Raw genomic sequence first — 13874 nt, 5'->3', positions numbered from 1 at the left:
ACCCCCATGTCCACCATCTCGTCCCGCCGTCTCGGGCTGCGCGCCCTCTCGGCCACTCTCGCCGCGGGCGTCGCCCTCGCCGGCCTCGCCGGATGCTCGACCGCAGCGTCGACCGACACGGGCTCGTCGTCGTCATCCGATGCCGCCTTCCCGGTCACGATCGACTCGGCGCTCGGCAAGGCCGTCATCGAGAAGAAGCCCGAGCGCGTCGTGACGATCGGCTGGGGCTCGGCCGACACGGTCTACTCGCTCGGCACGACCCCCGTGGCCATCGAGGCCGACCGCTGGGCGGGCGACAAGGATGGCCTGCTGCCCTGGTTCCGCGAGGCCGTCGAGAAGAACGGCGACACGTTGCCGGCCACGTTCGACGTCTACCCCGAGATCGACGTCGACAGTATCGTCGAGGCCGACCCCGACCTCATCCTGGCGCCGCAATCGGGTCTCACGGCCGACCAGTACGACGTGCTCTCGCAGCTCGCCCCCACGGTCGCCTACCCCGACCAGGCGTGGCAGACCCCCTACGACACCCAGATCGAGATCATCGGCAAGGCGCTCGGCAAGACCGACGAGGCGAAGGGTCTGGTCGACGAGATCGACACGACGCTCGCCGACGCCGCGGCATCCCACCCCGAATACGCCGACCACACGTTCGCCTACGTCTATGCGGGCGGCGACCCGGGAACCCTGTCGTTCTACCAGAAGGGTTCGGCGCGCGTCGACCTGCTGTCGGCCCTCGGCCTGAAGATGGACGAGACGGTCGCGAAGCAGCCCATCACACAGGGCACCTTCACGTCGGTCGTGGGTCTCGAGAACGCCGACATGCTGAAGAACGTCGACCTGCTGATCACCTGGTTCAACGACGAGGCCGAGGAGAAGGCCACCGAGCAGCAGCCGCTCTACGCGCAGATCCCCGCCGTGCAGCGCGGCTCCTACATGGTGTCGCTCGACCGCCAGCTGGGCATGGCCGTCTCGGCTCTGACGCCGCTGACGGTGCCGTGGGCGCTCGACACGTACCTGCCGCAGATCGATGAGGCGCTCGCGAAGGTCGGCGAGTAGCCTCACCGCATGACGGCCGTCTCCACACCCCGCGCGAAGGCGCCGCACGACGATGTTTCCGTCGCCGTGCGGCGTCGTCGCGCGTGGGCGCGGTCGGCGGGGCTCGTGACCGCCGTCGTGGTGCTGGGCCTCCTCGTGCTCGTCAGCCTCTCGGTCGGCTCGAAAGAGATCCCGCTGGGGGATGTCTGGGCGGCACTCTTCGGCAACCCGCCCGACGACTACACCGCCACCGTGGTCGAGTCACGTATCCCGCGCACGCTCCTGGCCGTCGTGGTCGGAGCGGCGCTGGCCGTGGCGGGAGCGGTCATGCAGGGCATCACGCGCAACCCGCTCGGTGACCCGGGACTTCTCGGCGTCAATTCGGGCGCCGCCGCCACGGTCGTCACGTCGATCGCGTTCTTCGGCGTCTCGGCCGCGGGCAACGTCTGGGTGGCGCTGCCCGGCGCTGTCGCCGCGGTCGTCATCGTCTATGCCATTGGCCACGGCCGGGGACATGGCTCGCCGGCGCGCCTGGTGTTGGCGGGTGCCGTCGTCACGGCCGTCTTCTCGGCCTATGTGCAGGCGATCTCGCTCAGTTTTCCCGATGCCTTCGCCGCCTACCGGTTCTGGGTCATCGGCTCGGTCGCGGGCCGCGGCTTCGACACGTTCTGGAGCATCCTGCCGTTCATCGTCGTGGGTCTGGTGCTCTGCCTGAGCCTCGTCGGGCGGCTCAACGCCCTGGCGCTGGGCGAGGATTCGGCGGTCGCTCTCGGCGCGCGCCCGGGTGTCACGCGGCTCGTCGGGGGAGCGGGCACCACGCTGCTCGCGGCGGCCTCGACGGCGGGGGTCGGCCCGATCGGCTTCGTGGGTCTGGCCGTGCCGCATATCGTGCGCGCGCTCATCGGCGGCGATCACCGCTGGTTGCTGCCGTTCTGCGTGGTGCTGGGGCCGACCCTCGTGCTCACGGCCGATGTCGTGGGGCGCGTCATCGCGCGGCCCGACGAGCTGATGGTGGGCGTCATCACGGCGTTCATCGGCGCGCCCGTCCTGTTCGTCGTCGTGCGCCGGCTGGGAGCTCGCGCATGACGCGCGTCGATGCGGCGGCCATCGCGGCGGGGGGCGCGGCGGGCGGTGCGTCCCGCACGCCGGCTCGCACGTTCCGGCTGGGCTCGTGGCTCTCGTTCCGCTACCGGCTGCGCCCTGTCGTGGTGTCGGTGTTGCTGGTCGTCGTCACCGTCATCCTGGGGGTCGCAACCCTCACGCTCGGCCGCCTCGGCATCGCGCTTCCCGACCTTCCGGGCGCCCTGCTCGGCGATGTCTCGGGCAAAGAGAAGTTCATCCTGGGGGTCATCCGCGGCCCCCGTCTCGTGGTCGCCCTGGGCGCGGGTTTCGCCTTCGGGGTGGCGGGCAGCATCTTCCAGCGCGTGACGCGCAACCCGCTCGGCAGCCCGGATGTCATCGGTCTGACGGCCGGGGCATCGGCCGGCGCCGTGTCGGTCAGCCTGTTGTGGCCGAATATCATCCCCGTGCCCGTCGGAGCCCTCATCGGCGCCGTCGCCGCCATGATCGTCGTCTATGCGTCGACGGGTCGCGGTTTCGCCGCCCCGCAGCGCCTCATCGTGGCGGGCATCGGCGTCTCGGCGTTGTCGCTCGCGTTCGTGCAATTCGTGCTGAGCCGCGCGCAGCAGGAGCAGGCCACGGTGGTCTCGGGATGGTTGAACGGCAGCCTCGAGGCCAAGGACTGGTCCGATGCGGCCGTCGTCTGGTTCTCGGTCATCGTCTTCACGGTCTTGGCCCTCGCCCTCGCGCCGCGCACCCTGCTGGTCGAGCTGGGCGACGACATCGCGGATGGCGTGGGCGCCCGCTCGTCGGCCACGCGCGTGTTCATCGTGCTCATCGCCATCGCGCTGTCGGCGGCGGCCGTGAGCGTCTGCGGCCCCATCGCCTTCATCGCGCTGACGGCGCCGCACATCGCCCGGGCGCTCACGCGCGACGCGGGCGCGGGCCTCGTGGCCGCGGGCCTCACGGGTTCGGCCCTGCTCGTCGCCGCCGATCTGCTCGTGCAACAGGCGCCGCTGCCTCAGCAGTTGCCGGTCGGCATCGTCACGGCGGGGATGGGCGGCCTGTTCCTCGGCTTCCTCCTCATCCGCCAGTGGCGCCGCACGGGCTGACGCCCGCTAACCGCGCTTCTTCGGCAGGTAGCCGCCCTTCTCCAAACCGGCCTCGATCTCGAACCGGTTTTTCAACGGATTGCGCCCGCTCGCCGCGTAGTACAGCGGGAACAACATGCCGTGGGTCTTCCACTGCTGCTTGTGCACGGCCTCGTGTTCGAGCACATCGTCGGACACGTTGTGGTCGGTCAGGTAGCAGGCGCCCACGCAGCTCCCACCGCGCCCGAACGTCCACTTCGGCATGCCCGTGAACACGAAGAGCCCGTTGCGCCGCTGCACCCGCCCGGTACTCCAGATGGTGCCCCACACCAACCCGACGAGTGTGGCATAGAGGTAGCCCAGCCAGGAGAGGGGAGAGCTCAGGAGCGTTCCTCTCACGCCTCGGCCCGGTAGGTCTCGAGCAGGCGCAGCCAGATCTCGCTGATCGTGGGGTAGGACGGCACGGCGTGCCACAGTCGGGACAGCGGCACTTCGCCGACGACGGCGATGGTCGCCGAGTGGATCAGCTCGGACACGTCGGGTCCGACGAAGGTGACGCCGACGATGACCTGGCGGCTCTCGTCGACGATCATGCGGGCTTGGCCCTCGTAGCCGTCGGCGTGCAGCGCGCTTCCCGCAACGTTGCCGAGCGCGTAGTCGACGACGCGGATGTCGAGCCCCTGGTCGGTGGCCTGCTTGGCGGTCAGGCCGACCGATGCCACCTCCGGCTCGGTGAACACGACCTGCGGAACCGCCTGGTGGTCGGCCGTCGCCACGTAGTCACTCCACGGCACGGGGTTGGATGCCTCGTCGCCCTGCGCGCGCGCCGCGATGACCATGCCGGCGGCCCGCGCCTGGTACTTGCCCTGGTGGGTGAGCAGCGCGCGGTGGTTCACGTCGCCGGCGGCGTAGAGCCAGCCGCCCTCGACGTCGGTGACGCGCATGGTGTCGTCGACGCTCAGCCAGTCGCCGTCGCTGAGGCCGACGCTCGAGAGCCCGAGGTCTTCGGTGCGCGGTGTGCGGCCTGTGGCCACGATGATTTCGTCGGCGACGACGTGTTCGCCGTCGTCGAGCGTCACGGTGACCTCTCCGCTGTCGGCGCGCGACACGGTGGTCGGCGAGCCGTGCACGATGGTGGCACCGCGCGAGCGCAGTTCGGCGGCGACGAGGTCGCCCGCGAAGGGTTCGGAGGCGCCGAGCAGCCCGGAGCGCGCGATCACGGTGACGGTCGAGCCGAGTGCCTGGTAGGCCGTGGCCATCTCGGCCGCGACCACGCCGCCGCCGATGATGACGGTGCGGGCGGGGATCTGTTCGACGGCCGTGGCTTCGCGGCTCGTCCACGGTGCCACGTCGGCGAGGCCGTCGATGTGGGGGAGGAGCGCGGCCGAGCCGGTGCAGACGACGACGGCGTGGGTGGCGTGCAGCGTGCGCGTGCCGTTCTCGGTGGTCACCTCGACGACCTTCTCGCCCGCGAGGCGTCCGTGTCCGCGCACGAGGTCGATGCCCGCGCCGGTCAGCCATTCGACCTGGCCCGAGTCGTTCCATTCGCTCGTGAACGAGTCGCGGCGCTTCAGCACGGCGGCCACGTCGAGCGTGCCGGTCACGCCCACCTTCTCGGCGGCGTGCAGGGCCTGACCGGTGCGCAGCAGGGCCTTCGACGGCATGCAGGCCCAGTAGGAGCATTCGCCGCCGACGAGTTCGCTTTCGACGATGGCCACGCTGAGTCCGGCTTTATGCGCGTAGTCGGCCACGTTCTCGCCGACGGGGCCGGCGCCGATCACGATCAGGTCGTAGGTGTGTGAGGTCATGGCTATCTTCCTTCGAATTGCGGGGTCGTTCGGGTGAGGAATGCTTCCATCCCGATGCGGGCGTCTTTCGACGCGCTCAGCCGGGCCAACAGCGCGGGGAGCTGCGCTTCGGCGGCGGCGTCGGGCCCGCGGTGGGCGAGCTTGGCGTTCTGCAGGGCGGCTTGCACGGCGAGCGGGGCTTGGGCGGCGACGCGTTCGGCCAGGGCGATGGCGTGTTCGAGCTGCTGCCCGTTCGGCACGATGTCCTGCACGAGCCCCAGCCGGCGCGCCTCGTCGGCGTCGAATTCGTCGCCCGTGAGCACCCAGCGCATGGCGTTCGACCATCCCGCGGTCTTGGCGAATCGCGTGGTCGCGCCACCGAACGGCAGGATGCCGCGGCTCACCTCGAGCTGGGCGAACCGCGTCCCCTCAGCCGCCACGACGATCTCGGAGGCGAGGGCCAGTTCGATGCCGAGCGTGAAGCAGATGCCCTGCACGGCGAGCACGACGGGTTTCGACAGCTGCGTGCCGTCGACCTGCCATGGGTGCAGTCCGTCGGGCGGCACGATGTCGAGCGTTCCCGACTGCACGCGCGGACCGATGTCGGCCAGGTCGAGTCCGGCCGTGAAGTGCTCGCCGACGGCGTAGACGACGCCGACCCGCAACTCGGGGTCTCGGTCGAGCAGTCCGTACGCCGCGGACAACTCGCTGAGCATGCGCGCGTCGGCGGCGTTGCGTTTCTCGGGACGGTTCAGGCCGATCAGCAGCAGGTGACCGCGTAGTTCGACGAGCACGCGCGCGTCGGAGTCGGGCACAGGCGTCGTTGCAGGTGTCATATCGCTCACGTTACCCGCCTCCCGTCCGCGGTCAGCGGGCGAGTGCTCCGATGATCCGCAGGATGGTGCCCAGGTCGTCGTCGGCCGCGTCGGCACTGGCGGGCGCAAACCCCGTGAGGCTCGCACCGACCAGCGTGAAGCGCTCTTTCAGGGCCACGATCGCGGGCACGAGCGTGGCGGGTTCGACGCCGAAGGGTTCGGGCCCGGTGATGCCGGCGATGCGGGCGGGGTCGAGCACATCGAGATCGACGTGCACATAAACGCAACGCGCCCCGGATGCTTCGACGGCGGCTACGAGGTCATCCCCCGTCGTGCGTTCCACCGTCAGGGCGGTCATGCCCGACCCCTCGATGAAGGTGGCTTCGGCGTCGTCGAAGGACCGCGCACCGGCCAGCACGATGCGCTCGTCGGCCACGGGATGTTCGGCCGTCAGCGGCCAGGCCCCGTCGCCCATAACGGCACGCAGAACCATGCCCCCGAATGCGCCGGATGTCGATGACTCGGGTGTGTTCAGATCGCCGTGTGCATCGAACCACACGACGGCCAGGTCGCTGCCGTGCGCGCGAGAAGCGTGGTCGATGGCGCCGAGCGCGACACCGCAGTCGCCGCCGACGACGAGCACGGGTTCGGCTTTCGCGGCACCCTCGGTGTTCTCCGCGGCGCTTGTCGCGCTACCGGTGTCGGGCCCGCTGTCGGCGCTCTGCGCGGTGTCAGCCGCGGCGGCCTCGTCGCCCTCGCGGGCGATCCGGTCATACCGCTCGAGCGTGGCGACGACGGCCTCGCGCACCATCTGAATCGACGACGCGCGATGAACGCCGGTGTCCATGGCCGACCCGGCTTCGAGGGGCACCTGGACGACCTCGGTGCGCGAGGCGGGCAGGTCGCCCCGAATCGCCTCGGCCCCGTCGATCAGCTGCATGGCCCGAGCGGAGGGCGAACCCTGCCACTCGGGCACCACGAGGTAGCGCATGGGTTTAGCTCCGCAGCCCTGAGCTTAGAATCCGGCGCCCGGCGTGTAGGGCGGGTTGGGAGCCTCGACGGCGGCGCGGCTGGGGCTGCCCGACTTGAGCGCGGCCAGTCGGGCCTCGACCTCGGTCAGCTCGCCGAGGTCGTCGAGCGATTCGAACTGGGCGTCGAGGCTGGAGGCCGACAGCTCGGCCTGGCCCTTCACCTTGGCCTCTTCGCGGCGGATCTTCTCCTCGAAGCGGCTGACCTCGCTGGTCGGGTCCATGATGTCGATGCTCTTGACGGCGTCGTGCACGCGGGCCTGCGCCTCGGCCGACTTGGCACGGGCGACGAGCTCGTTGCGCTTCGACTTGAGCTGCTCGAGCTTCTGCTTCATGCCGTTCAGCCCGTTCTTCAGCTGATCGACGACCTGCGTCTGCGACGCGATCTGCGGCTCGGCGGCCTTGGCCTCGTTCTCCGACCCGATCTGGCGCTGCAGGGCGACCTTGGCCAGGTTGTCGAACTTGTCGGCATCGGCGGCGTGCCCGCTGCTGCGGTATTCGTCGGCCTTGCGGCTCGCGGCGATGGCCTTGTTGCCCCAGTCGGCCGCGGCCTGCACGTCTTCGCGGTGGTCTTCTTCGAGCAGGCGCAGGTTGCCGATGGTCTCGGCGATGGCGCTCTCGGCGTCGGCGATGGAGGCGGTGTAGTCACGCACCATCTGGTCGAGCATCTTCTGCGGGTCTTCCGCTCCGTCGAGCAGGGCGTTGATGTTCGCCTTCGCCAACTGCGTGATCCGGCCGAAAATGGACTGCTTCGCCATGGTGCTCCCTCTCGTCAAGCGGTGTGATTCCCACTCTAGGGCGGGCCACCGACACCGGCATCAGCTTTTGCAGAGAGAACGCACAGAATAGGATGTCGCGCTCGCACGCCCTTCTGTGTCACCGTGTTACACACCCGTTGCCCCTGTCGGTGGTGCGGGGCAGGATAGGAACACCACCACCACTCGCACTCAGAAAGGGGGCCACCCATGCACGATCTCCACACCGATCTGCGTCTCGCTGTCATCGAGGTCGCGAGCATGCGCGAGCACGCCCCCGATTACGACGAGTTCGTGGCCCAGCTCATCGGGCGCACCGTGTCCGAGGCCGAGAACGCCGGGTGGCAGGTGTCGCGTCACGCGGCCGCCGATCTCGGGGCCGAGGCCCTGCTCGAGGTCACCGACAAGGCCGACGCCATCGTCATCCTCGGGGGAGAAGACATCCACCCGCGTCATTACGGCGAAGAGGTCGGCTACCCCGGCGAGGGCGTGCACTACGACGACGCCGATCTGGCTCAGATCGCCGTGGCCCGCCGTGCCGCCGAGCGCGCAACGCCCCTCCTCGGCATCTGCCGCGGTCACCAGGTCATCAACGTGGCCCTAGGCGGCACGCTCATCCCCGACCTGGGCGACGAGAGCGGCCACCGCAACATCGACGTCCCCATCGAAGACGTGCTCACGCCGCACGAGATCCAGCTCGAGCGATCCTCCACTCTGGCGCTCCGCCTCGGCGGCGCCGCGGTCACCGTGCAGAGCGCCCACCACCAGGCCGTCGGCCGCCTGGGCGAGGGCCTCATCGCGGTCGGCTGGTCGCACGACGGCCACGTCGAGGCCATCGAGCACGAGGTCCTGCCCATCACGGGCGTGCAGTTCCACCCCGAGGCGCCGTCCTCGCCCGCCGGTCAGCTCGCCGGACTCCTCGAGGGTCTCGCGCGCGAGGCCGAGCGCGCCCAGCTCCTGGCGGCTTAGGCTCCCATTCCACGCGTGGCATCCGCCCCGTGTCGGCGCGGTCGCCTAGCGTTGATCCCATGCACGACGACCGCTACTCCACCGATGTCCTCGCCGGCGACTGGAAGGGCCGCAACAAGCCCGTCATCCCCACGCAGCCGGCCACACTCGACCTCGTCGTCGAAGACATCCGCACGGGATGGGCGGGTGCCATCACGCGCGTCGAGGGCAAGATGGTCGAGCTCGAAGACTGGAAGGGCCGCCGCCGCACGTTCCCCCTGGGTGGCGGCTTCCTGCTCGAGGGGCAACCGATCACACTGGTCGCGGCGCCTCGGGCGTCGGCCGGGCGGGCGCGCACGGCATCCGGGTCGTTCGCGGTCGAGCAGGAGCGCGCCCGGGTCGCCCGCAGCAGCCGCATCTTCGTCGAGGGCAAGCACGACGCCGAGCTGGTCGAGCGCGTGTGGGGCGACGACCTGCGCATCGAGGGCGTGGTCGTCGAGTTCCTCTCGGGTGTCGACGACCTCGACCAAATCGTGCGCGACTTCACACCCACCCGCGAGCGACGCGTCGGTGTGCTCGTCGACCACCTGGTGCCGGGCTCGAAGGAGAGCCGCATCGCCGAGACGGTGGCGCGCGGGCCTTTCGGTGCGCACGTGCTGGTGGTCGGGCATCCCTATGTCGACGTCTGGCAGGCCGTGAAGCCCGAGCGTCTGGGGCTCGCCGAGTGGCCCACCATCCCGCGTTCGATGGAGTGGAAGAAGGGCATCTGCAAGGCGCTCGGATGGCCGCACGAGACGCAGGCCGACACGGCCCGGGCCTGGCAGCGCATCCTCGGTCAGGTGCGCACCTTCGCCGACCTCGAACCCCAGCTGCTCGGCCGCGTCGAACAACTCATCGACTTCGTCACCGAACCGACCGCGTAAAGCAGCGGAACGGAACGAATTGCATCGCCGGAACGGCGAGCCACAAACACGGTGCCTCTGACAGGATTTGAACCTGCGACTTCTTCCTCCGGAGGGAAGCGCTCTATCCACTGAGCTACAGAGGCGGACTACTCGTAGAATCTACCAGACATCCCGCGCCCGCCATCGCCCCGCTCAGGGGGTGATCGGGCCCCGCAAACGCGTGCGAAGATATCTCACATGCAGCGCACCGTATCGGCCGACCTCCGCTTCGACCTGGGTGCCACGAGCGATGTGATCCTCTCGCTCGCGGTGGCCGCCGCCACCGGGCTGTTCACCGAAACGCTCACGTGCATGCGCAACGGCGAGGCGGTTCCGGTGACCGAGCTCATCGACCGGCACGGCGCCCGTCTGCACCGCGTGCGAGCGGATGCCGGCAGCTATGTCGTGCGTTACGACGCCGTCATCGCGGCCGATCGCCTGCCCGAGCCCCTCGACCCCGTCGACGTCATCCGCTACCTGCGCCCGTCGCGCTACGCCGAGTCCGACCGCATCGCCTCGTTCGCCGCCCAGACCTTCGGGGGAGCGCAGGGTTTCGAGCTGCTCGACCGCGTCGTCGACTGGGTCTCGAACACGCTGTCCTATGTTCCGGGTTCGAGCGTCGGCACCGACAGTGCCATGTCGACGTTCGCGTCGTCCGAGGGTGTCTGCCGGGACTACGCGCATCTGACGATCGCGTTGCTGCGCGCCCGCGACCTGCCGGCCCGCATGGTCTCGGTCTATGCCCCGGGGCTCTCGCCCATGGACTTTCACGCCGTCGTCGAGGCCTATGTTGACGGCGCCTGGTATGTGGTCGACGCCACGCGTCTCGCGCCCCGGCAGTCGCTCGTGCGTATCGCCACGGGCCGGGATGCCTCGGATGTCGCGTTCCTCACCAACCACTGGACGGGCCTCACCCTCGGCGACGTCTCGGTCACCGCAACCGCCGAGGCGCTCCCGCGCGACGACGGCTGGTCGCGCGTCCAACTCGGCTGAACCGCTGACCGACGCGTTAACGCACGAATGCCCCGGCCGAAACCGGGGCATTCGTCATCCAGCGTCTAGGACGCGGGCAGGTGGGGGATCGCCGCCATGAGCAGCTGCTGCGCGTCGCCCGGCTCGAGGAACTCGTCCGACGACAGCGTCAGCCAGTAGGAGCCGGTGAAGACCTGCGCCTGGCCCTTCGCGCCGTCGACGGTGAAGTAGCCCTCGACTTGGCTCGGGTCACCGTAGGTCGGCACGGATCCGCCGGCGGCGAAGGCGATGTTCTTGAGTGACGTCAATTGGTCGGCCGTGAGCTTCGCCAGCCCGAGGTCGATCGTGTAGTCGCTTGTGCCGTTCTTCCACTGGCAGGTGAGGCCATTCATGCCAGCGATCTGGCCGGCCTTCGAGTCCACGGCGGGAGCTGCCTTCGGCAGCGCGACGTAGTTGGGATTGTAGTTGTACACGTCCTGTGCCGAGAGCAGCTGGTCGCACGTCACGCCGACGGGGGCCGAGATGACGGCATCCGACGTGGGGGCGGCGGTCGCGGCGGGGGTCTCGGTGGCGGTCGGGGTGGCGCTCGCCGTCTCGACAGGGGTGGGCGAGCCGGTCGAGCCCGACGACGCGCCGCACGCGGTCAGCGCGGTGAGAGCGACGATTGCGGCGACGGACAGTGTGGCGGCGCGCGATGCGCGGGCTACCCGGGGCGACAGGGCCATGACTTTTCCTCCTGTTGAGCGGTCTCGTGAACCATACCAAGCACAGATCACGTGCTCCGTTATATAGCCCCGATTCCGCGTTCGATTCCCGGCAGATGGTTACATTCGGTGCACGGTAGAGTTGATCGCTGTGACTCCCGCAGACCTCTCCCGCAGCCTCTTCGACCTCCTCGTCCCGCTCGTCGAGGGGCGACGACCGGGTGCCGCAGCCGAGCTTTCGCCCACCGATGTGGTGCTCGAGCGCCCGAAGAACCGCGAGCACGGCGACTGGTCTTCCAATATCGCGATGCGCTTGGCCAAGAAGCTCGGCACCAACCCGCGCGAGCTGGCTACCGAGATCGCCGAGCGCCTCGCTTCGGTCGACGGCGTGCAGGGCGTGGATGTCGCGGGCCCCGGTTTCATCAACGTGCGCCTCGACGCGGCCGCCGCCGGCCAGATCGCGCACACCATCGTCGAGCGCGCCCACGACTACGGCCGCAACGAGTCGCTCGCCGGGCACGTCATCAACCTCGAATTCGTGTCGGGCAACCCGACCGGTCCTCTGCACCTCGCGCACACGCGTTGGGCGGCCGTGGGCGATTCCCTCGGACGCGTGCTGCGCGCATCCGGAGCCGAGGTCGGCACCGAGTACTACATCAACGACGCGGGCAACCAGATGGACAAGTTCGGCCTCTCCGTGCAGGCCGCCGCCTTCGGTGAGCCCACGCCCGACAAGGGCTACCCCGGCGAGTACATCGGCGAGCTCGCGGCGCGTGTCGTGGCCGCCGACCCGTCCCTGCTCGAGCGCCCGCGCGACGAGACGCTGGCCGAGTTCCGCGAGCGCGCCTACCACCTGCAGATGGCCGAGATCAGAGACTCGCTCGAGCGCTTCAACGTGCACTTCGACGTCTTCTTCACCGAGCAGACGCTGCACGAGAAAGACCCGGCCACGGGCCGCAGCGCCATCGACGACGCGGCCGAGCGCCTCAAGGCCCAGGGCCACGTGTTCGAAGACGACGACGCCGTCTGGGTGCGCACGACTGATTTCGGCGACGACAAAGACCGCGTCATGATCCGCGGCAACGGCATCTACACCTACTTCGCGGCCGACGCCGCCTACTACCTGTCCAAGAAGGACCGCGGCTACACCGAGAAGATCTACCTGCTGGGTGCCGACCACCACGGCTACGTCCACCGCCTGCGCGCCCTGTCGGGTGCCGCGGGAGACGACCCCGACGTCAACATCCAGGTCCTCATCGGCCAGATGGTCACGGTCAACGGCGCCAAGCTCTCGAAGCGTGCGGGCAACATCGTCGAGCTCGACGACCTGCTCGAGTGGGTCGGCGCCGACTCGCTGCGTTACGAGCTGGCACGCTATCCCAGCGACACGCCGCTCGACCTCGACGGCGAGCAGCTGCGCAAGCGCAGCAACGAGAACCCCGTCTTCTATGTGCAGTACGCACATGCGCGCACGCGTAGCGTCGCCCGCAACGCGGCCGAGGCCGGTGTCGACCGCAGCGTGTTCCGCCCCGAACTGCTCGAGCACGAGACCGAGTCGGCGCTCCTCGGCGCGCTGCAGGAGTTCCCGCGCATCGTGGCCCAGGCCGCCGAGCTGCGCGAACCGCACCGCGTCGCGCGCTACCTCGAAGAGATCGCCGGCCTCTATCACCGCTGGTACGACAATTGCCGCGTCATCCCGCTCGGCGAGCAGCCCGTGGAAGACGTGCACCGCACGCGGCTGTGGCTGAACGACGCCACGGGCACGGTGCTGCGCAACGGGCTCGACCTGCTCGGTGTGACGGCACCCGACCGCATGTAGCGGAGAAGGTCAGAGTGGGGGGAACGATGGGGGAGCAGGAGCAGATGAGCGACGGTTTCGATTTCGCATTCGAGGAATCCGATGTCCCGCGGCGCGCCCGCTTCGGCTGGGTGCTGTGGCTGTTCCTCATCCCGGCCATCGTCGGCGTGGGATGGCTGGCGCTCTGGATGCTCGACAGCGCGCTCAGCGACGTCGCCGAAGGTGTCGTGAAGAAGCAGATCGAGGACAACCTGCCCGCGGGTGTCGTCGCCGATGTCGATGTCGAGATCAGCGGCCCGCCGTTCATCTATCAATACGTGACGGGCGTTTTCGAGACCGTGACGGTGACGGCTCGGGATGCGACGATCAATGACATCCCGATCTCGGCCCGGGCCGTTTTGAGCGATGTACCGAAGGACACCACCGAACCGGTGGGACACGTGGACGCCTCGTTCTCGATCTCGCAGCAGGCGCTCGATGTGCTCGCCGAGGCCCCCGACGCCGACCAGGCCCTCACGCTGGGTGACGGCGTCGTCACCTACGACTCCACGCAGACCATCCTGGGCTTCTCGATTCCCTACACGCTCACGGCGACGCCCACGGTGGCGGGAAACGCCGTCGAGCTGGTGCCCGAGAAGGCGTCGGTCGATGTGGGGTCGCTCAACATCGACGTGCAGCCCGTCATCGACCTGCTCCTGCAGCAGCAGCCCCTCTCGATCTGCGTCGCATCGCGTCTGCCGGAGGCCGTCACGTTGACGGGCCTCACCGTGACCCCCGACAAGGCCACCGTCACGGCTTCGGCCGACGACGTTGTTCTCTCTGGCAGCTCGCTCCGCACGCCGGGCACCTGCGGCTAGCCAGCCCGGTTCATATGCCGTTCCGAGGATGATCTCTCGGTAGGTTTGTTCTCCACAGCGCGCCCCGCGCAGAATCGTCCA

General features: G+C 69.3%; 14 protein-coding genes and 1 tRNA gene. 8 read left to right on the top strand and 7 right to left on the bottom strand.

The genetic code is table 11. From position 1 onward, the window contains the following. Window positions 1–6: 6 nt before the first annotated feature. The 3 genes from ACUWEX_RS10230 to ACUWEX_RS10220 are packed head-to-tail and all read left to right on the top strand — an operon-like array spanning window position 7 to window position 3206. Entirely contained in the window at window positions 7–1056 is a 1050-nt protein-coding gene (locus ACUWEX_RS10230; protein WP_445996170.1) for an iron-siderophore ABC transporter substrate-binding protein, read from the top strand. A 9-nt stretch (window positions 1057–1065) separates the two neighbouring features. After that, entirely contained in the window at window positions 1066–2121 is a 1056-nt protein-coding gene (locus tag ACUWEX_RS10225) for a FecCD family ABC transporter permease (protein ID WP_445996169.1), read from the top strand. Continuing rightward, window positions 2118–3206, top strand: a complete 1089-nt coding sequence (locus ACUWEX_RS10220) for a FecCD family ABC transporter permease (RefSeq protein ID WP_445996168.1) — start codon at window positions 2118–2120, stop codon at window positions 3204–3206. The genes ACUWEX_RS10225 and ACUWEX_RS10220 overlap by 4 nt, the downstream gene beginning before the upstream one ends. A 6-nt stretch (window positions 3207–3212) precedes the next feature. Here ACUWEX_RS10220 and ACUWEX_RS10215 read toward each other — a convergent pair whose 3' ends face one another. Genes ACUWEX_RS10215 through ACUWEX_RS10195 form a run of 5 tightly spaced genes read right to left on the bottom strand, consistent with a single transcriptional unit; the run spans window position 3213 to window position 7573 of the window. Next, entirely contained in the window at window positions 3213–3584 is a 372-nt protein-coding gene (locus ACUWEX_RS10215) for a Fe-S oxidoreductase (RefSeq protein ID WP_445996167.1), read from the bottom strand. Beyond that, complete coding sequence (locus ACUWEX_RS10210) at window positions 3581–4993, bottom strand: dihydrolipoyl dehydrogenase family protein (protein WP_445996166.1); 1413 nt, start codon at window positions 4991–4993, stop codon at window positions 3581–3583. Before ACUWEX_RS10210 ends, ACUWEX_RS10215 begins: the two co-directional genes overlap by 4 nt. Before the next feature lie 2 nt (window positions 4994–4995). After that, window positions 4996–5808: a crotonase/enoyl-CoA hydratase family protein gene (locus ACUWEX_RS10205; RefSeq protein WP_445996165.1), complete on the bottom strand. Its 813-nt coding sequence runs from the start codon at window positions 5806–5808 to the stop codon at window positions 4996–4998. Window positions 5809–5839: 31 nt separating this feature from the next. Further along, complete coding sequence (locus ACUWEX_RS10200; RefSeq protein WP_445996164.1) at window positions 5840–6778, bottom strand: arginase family protein; 939 nt, start codon at window positions 6776–6778, stop codon at window positions 5840–5842. 24 nt (window positions 6779–6802) lie between these two features. Further along, a complete protein-coding gene (locus tag ACUWEX_RS10195; RefSeq protein WP_079728342.1) occupies window positions 6803–7573 on the bottom strand; it encodes a PspA/IM30 family protein in 771 nt (256 codons plus the stop codon). Window positions 7574–7780: 207 nt separating this feature from the next. Here ACUWEX_RS10195 and ACUWEX_RS10190 point away from each other — a divergent pair, with 207 nt between their 5' ends. Both ACUWEX_RS10190 and ACUWEX_RS10185 read left to right on the top strand, forming a co-directional pair. Beyond that, complete coding sequence (locus tag ACUWEX_RS10190) at window positions 7781–8539, top strand: gamma-glutamyl-gamma-aminobutyrate hydrolase family protein (protein ID WP_445996163.1); 759 nt, start codon at window positions 7781–7783, stop codon at window positions 8537–8539. A gap of 59 nt (window positions 8540–8598) precedes the next feature. Beyond that, entirely contained in the window at window positions 8599–9441 is an 843-nt protein-coding gene (locus tag ACUWEX_RS10185; protein WP_079728344.1) for a DUF3097 domain-containing protein, read from the top strand. A 52-nt stretch (window positions 9442–9493) separates the two neighbouring features. Here ACUWEX_RS10185 and ACUWEX_RS10180 read toward each other — a convergent pair. Then, window positions 9494–9566: transfer RNA gene (locus ACUWEX_RS10180), tRNA-Arg, on the bottom strand. A 94-nt stretch (window positions 9567–9660) separates the two neighbouring features. On the opposite strand from ACUWEX_RS10180, the gene ACUWEX_RS10175 reads away from it, so the two are divergent. After that, window positions 9661–10455 (top strand): transglutaminase-like domain-containing protein, encoded by a 795-nt coding sequence (locus ACUWEX_RS10175; RefSeq protein ID WP_079728345.1) that lies wholly within the window; start codon window positions 9661–9663, stop codon window positions 10453–10455. Window positions 10456–10520: 65 nt separating this feature from the next. On the opposite strand, the gene ACUWEX_RS10170 is transcribed toward ACUWEX_RS10175, so the two are convergent. Next, window positions 10521–11159: an iron ABC transporter ATP-binding protein gene (locus tag ACUWEX_RS10170; RefSeq protein ID WP_445996162.1), complete on the bottom strand. Its 639-nt coding sequence runs from the start codon at window positions 11157–11159 to the stop codon at window positions 10521–10523. A gap of 130 nt (window positions 11160–11289) precedes the next feature. Here ACUWEX_RS10170 and argS point away from each other — a divergent pair, with 130 nt between their 5' ends. Further along, complete coding sequence (argS, locus tag ACUWEX_RS10165) at window positions 11290–12957, top strand: arginine--tRNA ligase (RefSeq protein WP_445996161.1); 1668 nt, start codon at window positions 11290–11292, stop codon at window positions 12955–12957. A 44-nt stretch (window positions 12958–13001) separates the two neighbouring features. Next, a complete protein-coding gene (locus ACUWEX_RS10160) occupies window positions 13002–13793 on the top strand; it encodes an LmeA family phospholipid-binding protein (protein ID WP_445996160.1) in 792 nt (263 codons plus the stop codon). Window positions 13794–13874 lie beyond the last annotated feature (81 nt).

The sequence above is a fragment of the Okibacterium fritillariae genome (assembly GCF_052783725.1).
This window is presented reverse-complemented; position numbering and strand designations above follow the sequence as displayed.

What these genes read in the sequence shown, in the direction of transcription:
- ACUWEX_RS10230 (WP_445996170.1), top strand. Translation starts at nt 7, where the DNA reads ATGTCCACCATCTCGTCCCGCCGTCTCGGGCTGCGCGCCCTCTCGGCC.
- ACUWEX_RS10225 (WP_445996169.1), top strand. Translation starts at nt 1,066, where the DNA reads ATGACGGCCGTCTCCACACCCCGCGCGAAGGCGCCGCACGACGATGTT.
- ACUWEX_RS10220 (WP_445996168.1), top strand. Translation starts at nt 2,118, where the DNA reads ATGACGCGCGTCGATGCGGCGGCCATCGCGGCGGGGGGCGCGGCGGGC.
- ACUWEX_RS10210 (WP_445996166.1), bottom strand. Translation starts at nt 4,993, where the DNA reads ATGACCTCACACACCTACGACCTGATCGTGATCGGCGCCGGCCCCGTC.
- ACUWEX_RS10205 (WP_445996165.1), bottom strand. Translation starts at nt 5,808, where the DNA reads ATGACACCTGCAACGACGCCTGTGCCCGACTCCGACGCGCGCGTGCTC.
- ACUWEX_RS10200 (WP_445996164.1), bottom strand. Translation starts at nt 6,778, where the DNA reads ATGCGCTACCTCGTGGTGCCCGAGTGGCAGGGTTCGCCCTCCGCTCGG.
- ACUWEX_RS10195 (WP_079728342.1), bottom strand. Translation starts at nt 7,573, where the DNA reads ATGGCGAAGCAGTCCATTTTCGGCCGGATCACGCAGTTGGCGAAGGCG.
- ACUWEX_RS10190 (WP_445996163.1), top strand. Translation starts at nt 7,781, where the DNA reads ATGCACGATCTCCACACCGATCTGCGTCTCGCTGTCATCGAGGTCGCG.
- ACUWEX_RS10185 (WP_079728344.1), top strand. Translation starts at nt 8,599, where the DNA reads ATGCACGACGACCGCTACTCCACCGATGTCCTCGCCGGCGACTGGAAG.
- ACUWEX_RS10175 (WP_079728345.1), top strand. Translation starts at nt 9,661, where the DNA reads ATGCAGCGCACCGTATCGGCCGACCTCCGCTTCGACCTGGGTGCCACG.
- ACUWEX_RS10170 (WP_445996162.1), bottom strand. Translation starts at nt 11,159, where the DNA reads ATGGCCCTGTCGCCCCGGGTAGCCCGCGCATCGCGCGCCGCCACACTG.
- ACUWEX_RS10160 (WP_445996160.1), top strand. Translation starts at nt 13,002, where the DNA reads ATGAGCGACGGTTTCGATTTCGCATTCGAGGAATCCGATGTCCCGCGG.